Origin of the sequence: Roseomonas sp. OT10 (assembly GCF_020991085.1) — a bacterium.
Classification (GTDB): domain Bacteria; phylum Pseudomonadota; class Alphaproteobacteria; order Acetobacterales; family Acetobacteraceae; genus Roseomonas; species Roseomonas cutis.
This window is the reverse complement of record NZ_CP087719.1, coordinates 4,927,109-4,942,500: the sequence shown is the minus strand read 5'-3', so window position 1 is coordinate 4,942,500 and position 15,392 is coordinate 4,927,109. Positions and strand designations below refer to the sequence as shown.

At 74.9% G+C, this 15,392-nt stretch carries 13 protein-coding genes and 1 tRNA gene (1 of these 14 cut by a window edge); 7 read left to right on the top strand and 7 right to left on the bottom strand.

Annotation, left to right across the window (positions count from 1 at the left end):
- Both LPC08_RS22505 and pyk read right to left on the bottom strand, forming a co-directional pair.
- A protein-coding gene (locus tag LPC08_RS22505) for a hypothetical protein (protein WP_230450458.1) crosses the window boundary here: on the bottom strand, positions 1-435 show its 5' portion. Its footprint begins 6 nt before the window's first position; only the first 435 of its 441 coding nucleotides appear in the window; the start codon lies at positions 433-435; its stop codon lies off the left edge, out of view.
- On the bottom strand, positions 435-1,913 hold the full coding sequence (gene pyk, locus LPC08_RS22500; protein WP_370643266.1) for a pyruvate kinase: 1,479 nt from the start codon (positions 1,911-1,913) through the stop codon (positions 435-437). Before pyk ends, LPC08_RS22505 begins: the two co-directional genes overlap by 1 nt.
- Positions 1,914-2,239: 326 nt before the next feature.
- Here pyk and LPC08_RS22495 point away from each other — a divergent pair.
- Positions 2,240-2,315: transfer RNA gene (locus tag LPC08_RS22495), tRNA-Glu, on the top strand.
- A gap of 209 nt (positions 2,316-2,524) precedes the next feature.
- On the opposite strand, the gene LPC08_RS22490 is transcribed toward LPC08_RS22495, so the two are convergent.
- Entirely contained in the window at positions 2,525-2,707 is a 183-nt protein-coding gene (locus LPC08_RS22490) for a hypothetical protein (RefSeq protein ID WP_230450456.1), read from the bottom strand.
- A gap of 271 nt (positions 2,708-2,978) precedes the next feature.
- Between LPC08_RS22490 and LPC08_RS22485 the strand changes: the two genes are divergently transcribed.
- The 6 genes from LPC08_RS22485 to fabG all read left to right on the top strand — a co-directional run bounded on the left by LPC08_RS22485 (position 2,979) and on the right by fabG (position 6,807).
- Entirely contained in the window at positions 2,979-3,176 is a 198-nt protein-coding gene (locus LPC08_RS22485) for a hypothetical protein (RefSeq protein ID WP_230450455.1), read from the top strand.
- Positions 3,177-3,230: 54 nt separating this feature from the next.
- Positions 3,231-3,464: a hypothetical protein gene (locus tag LPC08_RS22480; protein WP_230450454.1), complete on the top strand. Its 234-nt coding sequence runs from the start codon at positions 3,231-3,233 to the stop codon at positions 3,462-3,464.
- Positions 3,465-3,627: 163 nt separating this feature from the next.
- Positions 3,628-4,830: a beta-ketoacyl-[acyl-carrier-protein] synthase family protein gene (locus LPC08_RS22475; RefSeq protein ID WP_230450453.1), complete on the top strand. Its 1,203-nt coding sequence runs from the start codon at positions 3,628-3,630 to the stop codon at positions 4,828-4,830.
- Positions 4,830-5,651 carry a beta-ketoacyl synthase chain length factor gene (locus tag LPC08_RS22470; RefSeq protein ID WP_230450452.1) on the top strand — a complete coding sequence of 274 codons (822 nt, stop codon included), beginning with the start codon at positions 4,830-4,832 and terminating at the stop codon, positions 5,649-5,651. Before LPC08_RS22475 ends, LPC08_RS22470 begins: the two co-directional genes overlap by 1 nt.
- Positions 5,648-6,091 (top strand): hotdog family protein, encoded by a 444-nt coding sequence (locus LPC08_RS22465; protein ID WP_230450451.1) that lies wholly within the window; start codon positions 5,648-5,650, stop codon positions 6,089-6,091. The genes LPC08_RS22470 and LPC08_RS22465 overlap by 4 nt, the downstream gene beginning before the upstream one ends.
- Positions 6,088-6,807 carry a 3-oxoacyl-ACP reductase FabG gene (fabG, locus tag LPC08_RS22460; RefSeq protein ID WP_230450450.1) on the top strand — a complete coding sequence of 240 codons (720 nt, stop codon included), beginning with the start codon at positions 6,088-6,090 and terminating at the stop codon, positions 6,805-6,807. The genes LPC08_RS22465 and fabG overlap by 4 nt, the downstream gene beginning before the upstream one ends.
- A 374-nt stretch (positions 6,808-7,181) precedes the next feature.
- Here the strand turns inward: fabG and LPC08_RS22455 are convergent, their stop codons facing one another.
- The 4 genes from LPC08_RS22455 to glf form a co-directional block, all read right to left on the bottom strand.
- Entirely contained in the window at positions 7,182-9,458 is a 2,277-nt protein-coding gene (locus LPC08_RS22455; RefSeq protein ID WP_230450449.1) for a glycosyltransferase family 4 protein, read from the bottom strand.
- Between the two features lie 310 nt (positions 9,459-9,768).
- Positions 9,769-10,866, bottom strand: coding sequence for a zinc-dependent alcohol dehydrogenase (locus LPC08_RS22450; protein ID WP_230450448.1), 1,098 nt, complete (start codon positions 10,864-10,866; stop codon positions 9,769-9,771).
- Positions 10,859-12,979 carry a glycosyltransferase gene (locus LPC08_RS22445; protein ID WP_230450447.1) on the bottom strand — a complete coding sequence of 707 codons (2,121 nt, stop codon included), beginning with the start codon at positions 12,977-12,979 and terminating at the stop codon, positions 10,859-10,861. The genes LPC08_RS22450 and LPC08_RS22445 overlap by 8 nt, the downstream gene beginning before the upstream one ends.
- Before the next feature lie 5 nt (positions 12,980-12,984).
- Entirely contained in the window at positions 12,985-15,384 is a 2,400-nt protein-coding gene (gene glf, locus LPC08_RS26250) for a UDP-galactopyranose mutase (RefSeq protein ID WP_304622043.1), read from the bottom strand.
- Positions 15,385-15,392 lie beyond the last annotated feature (8 nt).

Sequence of the window (15,392 nt, the reverse complement as noted above, 5' to 3'; positions counted from 1 at the left end):
CCGCCGCGGTGCTCCCTGCCCCCCCGTGGCCCCGCCTGGCTGCGCCGGCGCAGCACGCGGGGCGGGCGGTGCTTCGTTCCGGGGCGTCAGGGTCTCCGTCCCGATCTCGCTGCTGCTGATCAGCGTCCACTGCCCCGTCATGCTGCCGTTCGGCAGGATGGTGTAGATCGCCACGCCAGGCCGGTTCGCCACGGTGAAGCCCACCGCGAAGGTATTGCCCGAGGACATGCCGTAGCCCTCGAAGCGTCCGCCCTCCGTCTCCCAGAGCACCGCCCAGGAGGCGAGGCCCACCTGGCGCAGCGCCAGCACACCCCGATACGCCTCCCCGCCCGGGGAGACCCCCGCCACGTCGTAGAGTCCCGGCCGCTGGGCCTGCGCCGGTGCCGCCGCCAGGGTGGCGGCCAGCAGCCCGGCGCCGAGAAGGGAACGCAACATCAGCCGGAATCTCCCTGCGGCTCGGTCGAGGCGGCGGAGGGCGCCGCGACGCGGGCCCCGGGCCGCGCCACCGTCGCGACCCGCAGCGCATTCGTGGTGCCGGGGGTGCCGAAGGGCACTCCGGCGGTGACGACCACCTCGTCGCCCGGGGTGACGAAGCCCTCGCTGCTGGCGGCCCGCAGCGCGCGGTTGACCATCTCCGTCATCGTATGGACCGGGGGGCTGACCAGGGGGTGCACCCCCCAGACCACGGCCATGCGGCGGGCCGTCGCCTCCGTATCGGTCATCCCGATGATGGGGGCGGAGGGCCGCTCCCGGGCCACGCGCAGGGTGGTGGAGCCGGTGGAGGTGAAGGTCGCGATGGCCTGCGCCCCGATGGTGGCGGCGACCTGGCGGGCGGCGGCGGCGATGGCACCCGCGCTGGTTGCCTCCGGCTCCGGCCGGGCGGCGTCGGTCAGCGCCCGCCAGCCCGGATCCTGCTCCACGCGATAGAGGATGCGGTCCATCATGTTGACCGCCTCGAAGGGGTAGGAGCCGGCGGCGGTCTCGGCCGAGAGCATCACCGCATCGGCGCCGTCGAACACCGCCGTCGCCACGTCCGACGCCTCGGCCCGGGTCGGGGCGGGGGCGGAGATCATGCTCTCCAGCATCTGCGTCGCCACCACCACGGGCAGCCCGCGGGCACGGGCGGCGCGGACGATGCGCTTCTGGATCAGCGGCACGTCCTCGGCCGGGCATTCCACGCCCAGGTCGCCGCGCGCGACCATGACGCAATCGGTCAGCGCCAGGATGCCGTCGAGGTTATCGACCGCCTGGGGCTTCTCCATCTTCACCATGATCCAGGCGCGGCCGGCGGCGATCGCCTTCGCCTCGGCCACGTCCTCCGGCCGCTGCACGAAGGACAGGCCGACATATTCGATGCCCAGCGGCAGCACGAAGTCGAGGTCGGCGCGGTCCTTGGCCGTCAGCGCCGGGATCGGCAGCACCACGTCGGGCACGTTCACGCCCTTGCGGTCCGACAGCGGCCCGCCCACCACCACCTCCGTCTCCAGGTGGTCCTCCCGCGCGCGGGTGACGCGAAGGCGCAGCTTGCCGTCGTCGAGCAGCAGGGAGGTGCCGATTCGCGCCGCCTGGATGATCTCCGGATGCGGCAGCCGCACGCGGCGCACGTCGCCGGGGGTCGGCGAGAGGTCCAGGCGGAAGGCCTGCCCGGTCTGCAGCTGCACCCGGCCGCCCTGGAACTGCCCGACCCGCAGCTTTGGCCCCTGCACATCCGCCAGGATCCCGATCGGACGGCCGACCTTCTGTTCCAGGGCCCGGATCGTGGCGATGTTGGCCGCGTGCCCGTCATGTGTGCCGTGGCTGAAGTTCAGCCGGAAGACATCGGCTCCGGCGCGGAACAGCCGCTCGATCACCTCCGGGGAGGAGCTGGCCGGGCCGAGCGTGGCGACGACCTTGGTCCGGCGTCGCCGGCGCATGGGGATCCTCGGGGCCATCGGGTCTCCCTAGAGCAGTGGGGGCCGGCCGCGCCGCGGGGATCGCGGGCGGGACGGCCGCCTGCGGCTAGAACACCGCACCGGCCCCGGCGCAACCCCCTGGCCGGGCGGCCCCGGTCGGCGGGCCCGGCCTGGCGGGCCGTCGCGGTGCCGCGGGCAGGAGAGGCTAGGCAGGGGAGGAGCACCGGGCTATGGACCAGCGCGACGCGGCAATGGCGCACCGCCTCGCCCCTTCCGCCCGGAACCCTTCCGTTCCCGGTCGGATCGGCGATGGGGTGGGCCGGACCCACGGCACCGATCCTGGCTTTGTCCCGTTCGTCTAGAGGCCTAGGACACCAGCCTTTCACGTTGGCAGCACGGGTTCGAATCCCGTACGGGACGCCATCAGGAAAAACAGCATCTTAGGAACCGTCTGACTGATCCTCTGTTGGACTGTTGGATGTCTGTTGGATCGAGCGCCGCGCCTTCGCGGCGGCCCGGCCGGTGACGCCCGCACACCGCCGCCCATTCCCGCCGGCGGTGGCGTCGGCCAGCAGCCTGCCGAACCGCTCCGCCAACGGCCGGCCGCCGGAAGGCCCCGCGGCGGCGTCGCATCAGGCGTCGTCGTTGCCCTCGAACGGATCGGGCATCTGGGCCGCATCCTGCTGAAGCCTGGCGACCTGTTGCTGCAACTCCTCCACCCTTTCCCAGAGGTCGAGGACGAGTTGCTTGAGGTCGGCCTCCCCGCTCTCCAAGGCCCGCGCCACCTGATCCCGTCCTTGCCAGTCTCCCGGCATCGCACCCCTCCATCCCATCGGCGACGACTGCTAGGCCATCCCACAGGCCCGGGCCAGCCGGGACCAGGCGCGGGCTCCCAGCCCACCGGGAGCGTGCCGGCCCGGGGCCGAAAGGCCATTCCCCGGCCTGGCATCAACCCGCCCCGCAGGACAACAATCGCCCCGCCCAGCTCGCCCTGCCCAGCCTGCCCCGGCCACCGGCGCGCGCCGGCGGGACGCCTTCCGCGTCACGGGGGAGACGCCCAGATTGGGGCAGCAAGGAGCCAGCCCGATGAGCGACACCACCGTGCCCGTCCCCCCGACCCACCCGGAGGAGATGCGGGCCGAGGTGAACCTCCGGATCGGCGGCAGCGTGTCGCTGACGGCGACCGCCCGCATGACGCCCGCCGGGCTGGTGGCCGCCGGCCTGCTCGTTTCGGCGATCCTGCTCTCCGCCGCCACCCTGGTGCGGGCGGGACGCCGGACGTAGTACCGCCCGTCTCCCGATCCGCCGGACGCACGGCATGGAGCTGACGACGCGCTGATGCACTCCCGCCTCTGGTCTCTCGGAACCTTCCTCGTCGCGCTCGGGGTGGCCGCCTATGTCGTCGGCTGGGATACCCTGCTGTGGCTGCCGCGGGTCGCCTGGGACTCGCTGGCCTGGCTGCCGGCCACGGTGATCGACCTGATCCGCTCCTCGCCCGTCACCTTCGGCGTGATCGCGCTCGGCGTGATGCTGATGGCGGCTGCCCGCGTCATCGGGGGGCGCAGGCCATGAGGAGGTAACGACCCGGAGCCCCGCCCTGGAACGGTGGCGTCCTCCGGCCGGGGGCGCAAAGCCATTCTGCCTGGCGGGACTTGCCGTCCCGCGACGGGCCGTCTGGAATGACCCCGCCCCGCTGCCGTCCCGCCTGCCGTTCCGCGTCCTGCCCTGGGTTGCCATGTCCGATACCCCTGCCCCGCCGCGCCTGGCCATTACCGCCCTTGCCACCGTCAGCGCCCTGGGAACCGGGCTGGAGGCGACCCGGTCGGCCCTGCGCGGGCGCCAGGGCGGGCTGCGCCCCTGCACCCTGCCGGGCATGCCGGAGGGGATCTGGGTGGGGGCCGTGGACGGGGTAGACGCGGTGGCGCTGCCGGACGGCCTGTCCCGCTACGACGGCCGCAACAACCGCCTGGCGGAAATGGCCCTGCGCTCGGACGGCTTCGAGGCCGCGGTCGCCGCCGCGCGCGACCGCCACGGCCCGGCGCGGATCGCCGTGGTGCTGGGCACCAGCACCAGCGGCATCGCCGAGACGGAGGCGGCCTATCGCCGGCGCGATGCCGCGGGACGCCTGCCCGCCGGCTTCAACTATGCCGGCACCCACGACCTGCACTCCCTGCCGCGCTACGTCCGCGCCCGGCTGGGGCTGCGCGGGCCCGCCATCTCCATCTCCACCGCCTGCACCTCCGGCGCGCGCGCCTTCCTGGAGGCGGGGGTGCTGATCGCCGCCGGGCTCTGCGACGCGGCGGTGGTGGGCGGGGTGGACACGCTCTGCCGCATGACGCTGCACGGCTTCCATTCCCTGGAGCTGCTGTCGAAGGGGCCCTCCCGTCCCTGCGCCGCCGACCGCGACGGCATCAGCATCGGCGAGGCGGCGGGCTTCGCCCTGCTGGAGCGGGCGGAGGCGGCCCCCGGCGCCCGGCTGCATCTGCTGGGCGCGGGGGCGAGCAGCGACGGGCACCACATGTCCTCCCCCCATCCCGAGGGGCTGGGCGCGGTCGCCGCCATGCAGGCCGCGCTGGACGCCGCCGGGCTGGGGGCGGGGGAGATCGACTACGTGAACCTGCACGGCACGGGGACGAAGGCCAACGACGCGATGGAGGACCGGGCGGTGTCGCGCCTCCTCGGCACGGGTGTGCCCTGCTCCTCGACCAAGGGCTTCACCGGGCACACGCTGGGCGCCTCGGGGGCGCTGGAGGCGGCGATCGCGGCGATCTGCCTGGAGGAGGGGCTGGTCCCCGGCTGCCTGGGCGTGGAGGAGGCCGATCCCGGCTTCCGCTCCGACATCGCCATCGCCAACCGCGCCGCGCCGCTGCGCCGGGTGCTGAGCAACTCCTTCGGCTTCGGCGGCAGCAACTGCGCCCTCGTGCTGGGGCGGGCGTGATGGCGGCACCCGATGCCGTGCCCGGGGCGGTGCGCTGCACCGTGGCCGGGGTGGCGCTGCTGGGCCCCGGGCTGGAGGGCTGGGAGCGCGGCGCCGCCGTGCTGGCCGGGCGCGCACCCTGGGAGGCGGCGCCGCTCGCCCTGCCGCCGCCGGCGCTGCTCGCCCCCACCGAGCGGCGGCGGACCAGCCAGGCGGTGCGCCTGGCGCTGGCCGTCGCGGCCGAGGCGGCCGCCGCCTCCGGCCTGGCGCCGGATTCGCTGGAGACGGTGTTCGCCAGCTCCAACGGCGACGGCGCCGTGGTGGGGGCCATCCTGGAGGCGCTGCACGCGCCGGACGGGGCGATCTCGCCGACGCAGTTCCACAACTCCGTCCACAATGCCGCCGCCGGCTACTGGGGCATCGGGGCGGGGTCCACGCAGCCCTCCATCAGCCTGGGCGGGCATGACGACGCCTTCCCCGCCGGGCTGCTGCACGCCGCGGCCCAGGTCGCGGCGCGGCGGGTGCCGGTGCTGTTCTGCGCCTACGACATGCCGCTGCCGCCGCCGCTGGATGCGGTGCGCCCGACCACCCAGCCCTTCGCCACGGCGCTGGTGCTGACCCCGGCCGGGGGCGAGGGACCGGCGCTCACCCTGCGCCACGACGCCGGGCCGCTCCCACCCGGGACGCCCGCGCAACCCGGCGCGGCATGCCGCGCCCTGGAGGCGGCGAACCCGATCGCCCGTGCCCTGCCGCTGCTGGAAGCGCTGGCGCGGCGGGAGCCGGCGCGGCTGGTCTTTCCGCTGGCCGAGGAGACATGGCTGGTGGCGGAGCTGGCCCCGTGACGGACGGCCCCGTGATGGATGCGGCGGCTATCGCCCGGCTGGTGCCGCACCAGGGCGCCATGTGCCTGCTGGCTTCGGTGGAGGCCTGGGACGCGGAATCCATCCGCTGCGGCGCGACCTCGCACCGCGACCCCGCCAACCCGCTGCGCCGGGACGGGGCGCTGCCCGCCATCTGCGGCGTGGAGTACGCGTTGCAAGCCATGGCGCTGCACGGGGCGCTGACCGGCGGGGGCGCGCAGCCCGCAGGCTACCTCGCCAGCCTGCGCGGCGTGGCGCTGGAGGCGGAGCGGCTGGACGGGCTCGCCGGCCCGCTGTGCGTCTCGGCCAGCGCGGTGCTGCGGGAGGCGGCGGGCTTCGTCTACGCCTTCGAGGTGTCGGGAGAGGGGCGGGTGCTGCTCTCCGGCCAGGCGGCCATCATCCTGCCGGGCGAACGGGCATGAGGCGCGCCCTGGTCACGGGCGGCGCCAGCCCGATCGGCGCCGCGATCTCCCGCCTGCTGGCGGCGCAGGGCTTCGCGGTCATCGTCCACGCCCATGGCGCGCCGGAGCGGGCGCAGGCGGTCGTGGCGGAGATCGCGGCCGCCGGCGGACGCGCGGAGGCAGTGCGCTTCGACCTCGCCGACGCGCCGGTGGCGATGGCGGCGGCCGAGGCGCTGCTGGAGGGTGGGCCGGTGCAGGCCATCATCCACAATGCCGGCACGCATGACGACGTGCCGATGGCGGGGATGTCGGCAGAGCAGTGGCATTCCGTGGTGGACGTGTCGCTGAACGGCTTCTTCCACGTGGTGCGGCCGCTGCTGCTGCCCATGATCGGCACGCGCTGGGGACGGATCGTGGCGATGTCCTCCGTCTCCGCCATCATGGGCAACCGGGGACAGGCGAACTACGCCGCCGCCAAGGCGGGGCTGGTCGGCGCGGTGCGCGCGCTGTCGCTGGAATGCGCCCCGCGCGGGGTGACGGTGAACGCCGTGGCGCCCGGCGTGATCGAGAGCCCCGCCGTGGCCGCCGCGATGACCCGCGAGCAGGTGGCCAAGCTGGTCCCCGCCCGCCGCGCCGGCCGGCCGGAGGAGGTGGCCGAACTGGTCGCGTTCCTCTGCTCCGACCGCGCCGCCTACATCACCGGGCAGTGCATCTCGATCAACGGCGGGCTGGCCTGAGCCCCGTTCACTGCGAACCGGCGCCCGTGGCCCGGGGGCAAGGCTCCGCCTCGCCCCCGTACCCCCACTCCGCCAGGACCCTGCGGGCCCTGGACCCGATCGGCGCTGCCGGGGGACAGCCTGCGACGGGGTCGAGGCGCCGAGGAGCCATGCTCCTCGGCGGGACCGGCCGCAGCACTCGCTGACGCCTTTGACGCTTTTCCAGAGTCCCGCCTGTCCGCGCGCCGTCAGGGTTCAGCCCGCAGGCGGACATCTACCGGAAGCACCAGACTCCCAGCGGGGACCGGGGCCCGCTTGTGGCCCCGGCAGGGGAGGGTCTGGGAGGGGACGGCGTCCCCTCCCAGTCCGCCGCCGGAACACCACAGCACGACGGATCAGGTCATCGCACCGGCCGGATCGGGGTGTGCCCCGGGCCTGGACGGGCTTGCCATAGCCTGCTGCTGCCGCCGCAGTTCGGCCGCAAGGGCGGGGTCGGGCGTCCTGTCGGCGGCCGTGGGGCCCAGGCGCAGCAGTCCGTTGGGGCAGTAGCGTCCGTCATCCCAGCCGGGATGGTCCAGGATGGGGTAGAGGCAGATGCCCTCCACCGGTACGCCGCGGGCGCGGGCGGCGCGGACCTCGCCCGCGACGTAGGCGAGCCAGGCGGGGCGGCGCTCCGCCTCGATCCCCGTCTCCGCCACGAAGACCGGGCGGCCGTAGCGCGCGTGGACCTCCGCCAGCAGGTCGCGGAAGGGGCGGTAGCCGGGATGGCCGATATCGATCGGCGGGCCGCCGTGGATCCACTGGTTGTTGAAGTAGTAGTTGACGCCGACGACATCGAGCAGGTCGGGCCGCCCGCCGATCTGCGGCCAGGCCAGCCCCGCGATCATGTCCCAGCCCTGGAACTGCGCCTGCCGGTGGCCCTCCGCCTGCGGCACCTCCTGCGGGCGCGACGGGTCGTGCAGCACGTGGATCACCGGGTCGGCATGGACGAAGCGCGCGGCGGGATCGACGAGGCGGATCGCCTCCATCGCCGCGATGGCGGCGCGGGCCAGTTGCACCTTCAGCTCGTGCCCCCGCCCGCGCGCGAAGGGGTTGAGATAGGCCACGTCGCCGCCGCCCCAGGCGAAGAAGGAAATCTCGTTCACGGGGGCGTAGAAGGCGGGGCCATCCGGGCCGGGGCCGATCTCGCGCGCCGCGGCGGCGGCGAAGCGGGCGAAGCGATCCACGAACTCCGGCCGCCAGATGTCGATGTCGTCGGGCCAGCCGTAGTGCAGCAGGTCCCAGACCACCTGCGTCCCCCGCGCCCGCGCCGCATCGCGCTGGGCGCGCAGGCTGGACCAGTCGTAGCGGCCGGGCGCGCGCTCGATCAGGTGCCAGCGCAGCCCGTCGCGCACCGTCAGGATGCCCTCGGCGGCGAGGGCGGCGTAGTCGTGCGCGGCGAGGCGGTCGTGCGCCGTGGCCGCGATCATGTCCAGCCGCGCGCGGTCCTGCGCGCGGCGGTGGGTGGAGCACTCGAAGCCGCCCTGGAAGAAGGAGCGGAACAGACAGGGCGTCGGGGCGGGGCGCCGGCGCTCCGCCAGGACCTCCTCGAACAGCGCCTCCCAGCGCGGCACCAGGGCCCGCACGGCATACGCCGCCCGCACCTTCGCCCGCAGCGCGCCGCCCAGGCGCCGGCCCAGCGCCGGATCGTCCAGCAGCCGCAGCAGCGCGTCAGCCACCGCGGGCGGGTCCTCGTGCGGCACGAAGAGCCCCGTCTCCCCGTCCGCGATCTGCTCCAGCGTGCCGTTGTCGGGGGTGGCGACCACCGGCAGCCCGGCCGCGCCCGCCTCGGCGATGACGTGCGGCATCCCCTCCCCGCGTGACAGCCAGACGAAGGCGTCCAGGGCCGAGAGCAGATCCGGCACGTCCGCGCGGTCGCCCAGGAAGCGCAGCACCCCGTCCAGCCCGAGCGCCGCCGCCCGCTGCCGCAACTGCACCGCATAGTCCGGCAGGAAGGCGTCCGGCCCGCCGATCACCAGGAACCGCGCCTCCGGCCGCGCGAGGTGCAGGATCGCGGCGGCGTCGAGGAAGTCCTCCACCCGCTTCTTGGGGTCGAGCCGGCCCAGCCAGCCGATCAGCGGCACGCCCTCCGCCACGCCCAGCGCGGCCCGCATCGGCGCGCGGTGCGCCGGGTCGAAGGCGTCCGTGTCCACCATCGAGGGGATCTCGATCGCGTCCCGCTCCCGCCCCGGCATGCGCGCGGCGGCCGCGTCGCGGATCGTGGCGCAGACGCCGACATAGCGGGCGGTGAGGTGCTTCGGCCCCGCCTCGGCCTCCGACACCAGCCCGCCATGCTCGATCAGCGGCGGGCGGCGGTGCAGCCGCTCCAGCGCCGGGTAGACATCCGCGACGTTCTGGCAGGACACGACGAGGTCGTAGGCCGGCAGCCGCCCGGCGAGATAGGCGACGGTGTCCTCGAAGGAGAGCTGGTACGGCGCCCGGTCCACGGCGACGCCCAGCGCCTCCAGCTGCGCGTGCGTCTGCTCCGGCATCCCCTCCTTGCGGAAGCAGGCCACCACGTCGATCCGGAACCGCCGGGGATCGAGATGCCGGACGAGATGCCGCACCTCCGTCTCCTCCCCGCCGACGACCAGCCAGGCGAAGACGAACAGGATGCGGGTCGGGTCGCTCACCGCGCTGCCCGTCCCCCGGGGGAGGCGCCGCCTCCCCCGCTACCCCCTCCGCCGGGGCCACAGGCTGGCCCCGGACCCCGCCGGGAGTCCGGCTCCGCGTGGCGGGGGATCGCCCCGTGAACTGAACCCGAGGAGCACGCCGTCAGCAAGCGAGGCGGCGTATCCCGCCGGAGGTCATGGACCTCCGGCGATGCGACCCCGTCGAAGGCTGTCCCCGGCAGACTCGATGGGTCCAGGGCCCGCAGGGTCCTGGCGGAGTGGGGGTACGGGGGAAAGGCGGCGCCTTTCCCCCGGGCCACGGCCACCACGCCTACCCCGCCACCCGGAACACGACCTGGAGGAATTCGGGCCGGTCGGCGACGAGGTGGCGCAGGAAGGCGGGCGCCTCGTCGAAGGGCACGATATGGGTGACGAGCTGGGCGCGCAGCTCGGCGCCGCGCTCCAGCAGCAGGGCGACCGTCTCCTGCGCGAGGCGGCGGCGGTCCCACAGCGTGCCCAGGCCGCGGGGGACGCGGCTGATCTGGGCGCAGCGGAGGCCGAGGCCGTTGTGGTGGAATTCCTCGCCCAGCCGCAGCCGGTCGGCGCCGCCCTGGTAGAAGGCGAGGTCGATCACCGTCCCCTGCGGACGCAGGGCGCGCATCGCGGCGTGCAGGCTGGCGGAATCGGCACGGGTCTGGAACACCACCTCGGCGCCGCGCTCGCCGCCGGAATGCCAGCGGGCCTTGGCGTGCTGCCAGGCCTGCTCCTCCGTCATCGCCGTCAGGCCCAGGGATTCCGCGCGCAGGCGGCGAAAGGGGGACGGGTCGGCGATCACCACCTCCGCGGCCCCGGCACGCCGGGCGAAGAGGGCGGTGAGGAAGCCGACGATGCCCGCGCCGATCACCAGCGCCGGACGGCCGGCGAGGCCCGCCCCCAGGGATGGCACCACGGGGCCCAGCAGCTCCGCATCGGCGTGCAGGATGCCGTTGGCGGCGATGGGTCCCATCTGCGCGACCCAGATGCCCAGCAGCGGGTCCATCCCCGGCGGCAGCGTCACCAGCAGGTCGTGGAAGGGATCGGCGGTGTGGCCCGTCTTGTGGGCGTAGGTGGTGGCGACGACGTCGCCCGGGGCGAAGCCCTCCGCGCGGCTCTCGGTGACGCGGGCGCATTCCATGTAGCCGAGGAAGGGCACGGGGAAGCGCTGCGCCGGCTCGCCCGCGACGAAGACGCCGCGCCCGCCATCCCAGCGGGCGTGCAGGTAGGGGTTGGTGTTCTTGAGGAAGGTCAGCTCCGTCCCGGCGGAGAAGCCGGTGAAGAGCGTCTCCAGCCGCACCTGGCCCTCGCCGGGCGGGCCCTCGTCATAGCTGAAGAAGAAGGGATGGCCCGGCCGCTCGATGCCGAGCGAGCGGATGTGGCGGGGCTCAGACATGCTCGGCCTGCCTCGCCGCCACGGCGCCGGGCCGCACGGGCCGGCCGGTGCGGGCGGATTCCACGATGGCCAGCACCACGCGATGGGTCGCCAGCGCCTCGGCGTAGTCGCAGCGGATCGCCGCGCGCGGGCCGCCGCGCACGGCGTCGAGGAAGGCGCGATCCTCCACGCGCACCGGGTCGTCGCCGGCGCCGCGCACGGGGCGGCCGCGGCCCACGTCCACCATGATGTCGCGGTCCGTCATCTCCATCGCCAGCCCGTCGGCGAAGACGTGCAGCCCGACGCGGTGGTTCCAGCGCAGCAGGCAGGTGGCGGCGAAGTTGCCCACCGCGCCGGAGGCGAAGCGCAGGCTGGCGGTGCTGACGGTGGGCACGTCGAGTCCGGGGAAATCGGGGCGCGGGGTGTGGGTGGCCATGCCGAACACCTCCTCCACCTCGCCGGCCAGGTGGCGGGCGAGGTCGATGATGTGCGTCATCTGCTCCACCATCTGCCCGCCGGAGCGGTCCATCCGCCACCACCAGGGCGGCGGCGGGGTGGCGTCGAGCCAGTAGCCCGACAGCAGCCGCGCCGGGTTGCCGCGCAGCAGCGCCCGCGCCTCCTCCACCGTGTCGAGGGAGCGCAGGTGGTAGCCGACGGAGGTGACCAGCCCCGCCCGCGCCACCGCCGCCGCGACGGCCTCCGCCGTGGCGAGGTCGATGGCGACCGGCTTCTCGACGAAGAAGGGCAGGTTGCGCGCGATGGCGGCGCGCTCCGGCGCGCCATGCGCGAAGGGGGGGACGCAGATGTAGAGCGCGTCCAGCTCCTCCGCCGCCAGCATCGCCTCGTGGTCCGCGAAGGCGCGGGCGCCGAAGCGGGCGGCGGCCTCGGTGGCGCGGCCCATGTCGGGGTCCGCGACGGCGGCGATGGCCACGTCGTCGAACCGTTCCAGCACGCCGAAATGGCGGTGGGCGATGCCGCCCGCCCCCACGAAGCCGATGCGCAGCCTGTCCAAGCGGGTCCTGCTCCTGTGCACGGCCGGCGCATGCGCGGCGTAGAGGGCGCGGGTGTCGCGCAGCATGCGCGCGGCGCCGAAATGCTCCGCGTGGCGGCGCCGCGCCGCCTCGCCCGCCGCGGCACGGGCGCCCGGATCGTCCAGCGCGCGGGCCAGGGCCCCGGCCAGGGCGGGCGCGTCGCCGGGGGGCACCAGCCAGCCGGTGACGCCATCCTCCACCGCGTCGGTCGCGCCGCCCACCCGGGTGGCGACCGCCGGCAGGCCGAGGGCCATCGCCTCCAGCAGCACCAGCGGCAGCCCCTCGAAGGCGGAGGGCAGCACCAGCAGGTCGGCGGCGGCCATGAGGTCCGGCACGTCGCCGCGTCCGCCCAGCAGCCGGACCCGCGCCGCGAGGCCGCGCGCGGCGACGGCGCGGGCGACGTCGCATCCCAGCGGTCCCTCGCCCACCAGCAGGGCCGTCGCGCGGGGATGCCGCTCCAGCAGCCCCGGCAGGGCGTCGAGCAGCAGGGCGTGGTTCTTCTGCGGCGTGAAGCGGCCGACCATCAGCAGCACGGGGCCGTCCAGCCCCAGCTCCGCGCGCAGGGCGGCGGGGTCGCGGGCGGGGCGCGGCACGGGGACGCCGTTGGCGATGGCGACGAGGCGCGCGGGGTCGATCCCCGCCTCCGCATGGCTGCGCGCCGCGCTCTCGGAGACGCAGACGAGCGCGGCGAGGCCGTCCGTCGCGGCCGCATGCTCCGCCCGCTGGGCCGGGTCGGTCAGCAGGTAGGGCAGATGCTCCGTGCGCAGGATGGCGGGGACCCCCGCCTCCCGCGCGGCGGCGGCCAGCCCATGCCCCTCCCAGCCGATGCCGGCATGGACATGCACCACCTCCGGCGCCAGGTCGCGCAGCCAGTGGGCGAGGCCGCCCTCCTCGCCGGGTCCGCAGGACTTCACCCGCAGGCCCAGCGACGCGGCGCGCCGCAGCAGCGGGGAGCCGTGCCGGGCCACCACCACCACCTCGTCGTGCAGCGCCAGCCCCTCGGCCAGCAGCAGCAGGTGCGTGCCCACGCCGGAGGGTTCGGCGCTGTCCGTGGCGAGGCAGACGCGCCGCCGGCCCTCGCCGGGCAGGGAGGTGCCGGGCAAGGCGGTCAGGCCTCTCCCACGGCAGGCCGGGCGGGGCGCCCCGCCTCCCGCTCGCGCAGGCGGCGGTAGGTGGCGAGCGCCTGCCCCACCACCTGGTCCATGTTGTAGTAGCGGTAGGTGGCCAGCCGCCCGACGAAGCTGACATCCGGACGCGCATCGGCCAGGGCCTCGTAGCGCCGGAACATCGCCTGGTTGTCCGGGCGCGGGATGGGGTAGTAGGGATCGCCCTCCGCGCTCGGAAACTCGTAGGTGATGCTGGTGCGCGGGTGCCGCTGCCCGGTCATGTGCTTGTACTCGGTGACGCGCGTGTAGGGCACGTCCTCCGACGGCTGGTTCACCACCGCGACCGGCTGCGCCCATTCGCGATCCAGCGTCTCGTGCCGGAAGCGCAGGCTGCGATAGGGCAGCCGTCCGAAGCGGTGGCCGAAGAACTCGTCGATGGGGCCGGTGAAGACCGTGTGCTCCGCGACGGCCTCGCCCGCCGCGTCGCGACCCGCCACGTCGCGGTAATCCACGCCCAGCTCCAGCGCGATGCCGTCGTGGTCGAGCATGTTCTCGAACATCCGCGTATAGCCGTGCAGCGGCATGGCCTGGAAGCGGTCGAGGAAGTAGCGGTCGTCCGTGCCCGTGCGCGTCGGCACGCGGGCGGTGACGGAGCGGTCCAGCTCCGACGGGTCCAGCCCCCATTGCTTGCGCGTGTAGCCGCGGAAGAAGGTCTCGTAGAGCTCGCGCCCGACCTGGGAGACCACCATGTCCTCGGCGGTGCGGATCTCGGCGGGCGGCGCGGCGCGCGCGGCGAGGAAGGCCGCCGCCGCCGCGTCGTCGCCCAGGTCGAGCCCGTAGAGCCCGTTCAGCGTGGTGCGGTTGATCGGCATGGGCAGCAGCCTGCCGCCCACATCGGCCAGCACGCGGTGCTCGTAGGGACGCCAGGCGGTGAAGCGCGAGAGGTGGTCGAACACCTCCTGGCTGTTGGTGTGGAAGATGTGCGGGCCGTAGCGGTGCACCAGCACGCCCGCCGCGTCGTGGTGGTCGTAGGCATTGCCGGCGACGTGCCGGCGCCGGTCCACGACCAGCACGCGCTTGCCGGAGCCGCGCGCCAGCCGCTCGGCCAGGGTCGCGCCCGCGAAGCCCGCGCCGACCACCAGCACGTCATAGGGCTTCCGCCGCCCGGCGGGGCGGATGGCGGGCGCGGGAGGGCCGAGGTCGTTGGCCGGCGGCGCCACGGGCAGGGCGGCGCGCACCGCGGCCTCGTCCAGCAGCCGTGCCATGGCCTCCTGCGTGCGGTCCCAGGAGGTCTCGGCCAGCAGGGCGTCCGCCGCATCGCGCCAGCGGCCGGTGCGCGGCAGGGCGAGGGCACGGCCGCAGGCGGCGACGAACTCCTCCGCCTCGCCGGCGATGGCGACGCCCTCCAGATGCCCGTAATGCCGCGCCACGTCCGCGACCGGCGTGGAGACCACCGGGCAGCCGGCGGCAAGGTATTCCGGCGTCTTGGTCGGGCTGATGAAGTGCGTCGCCTCGTTGATGGCGAAGGGCATCAGCGCCACGTCCCAGCCCGCGAGGTAGGCCGGCAGCTCCGCATAGGGCTTCGGGCCGAGCCAATGGATGTTCGGCCGGCGCGGCAGGGCGGCGGGATCGATCTTCGCGACGGGGCCGAGCATGACGAAGGACCAGTCCGGTCGCGCGCGTGCCGCCGCCTCCAGCAGCGCGAGGTCGATGCGCTCGTCGATCACGCCGTAGAAGCCCAGGCGCGGCGCGGGGATCGGGGCCTGGTCAGGCGGTTCCGGCCGGTCCGCCGCGCGCGCGGTGGCGAAGTGCGCCACGTCGACGGAGGAGGGGAAGGGATGGATGTTGGCATGCCGGCCGCGCCGCGCCTCGTAGAGGCTGTGGCCGCCGGCGAAGACCACGTCGGCGCGCGCCATTAGCGCCGCCTCGCGCTCGCGCAGGCGCGGGTCCGCGAAGCGGAAGCCCGAGAGCTCGTCCATGCAGTCGTAGGCGACGGCGGGCGCCGCGGAGGCCAGGTGCGCGGCGAAGCCGTACATCATCGGCGTGTAGAACCACAGCGCCGGCGGGCGCGGGCAGGCGGTGGCGACGAGCAGGTCGAGCAGCCCGCGCAGCCCTTCCTCGCGCGCCGCCTCGTCCCACCAGTGCGGCAGGCGCGGGCGCAGCGCGATCACGCGGTCCTCGGGGAAGGGATGGAATTCCAGGTAGGGAAGGTGGTGGTCGCAGGGGATGTGCTCCTCGAAGAAGAACACCTTCCGGTCGGCCGCGAAGCGCCGCATCAGGTGCTGCGGGCGCTGGGTGACGAAGTCCCAGCGCAGGTGGGAGAAGCAGATCAGCGGCGGGATGCTGGCGAGAGGTCCGGCCATGGCTGGCGCGTCGGCGGAGGCCGGCTTCTCTGTGAGCAAGGGATTCT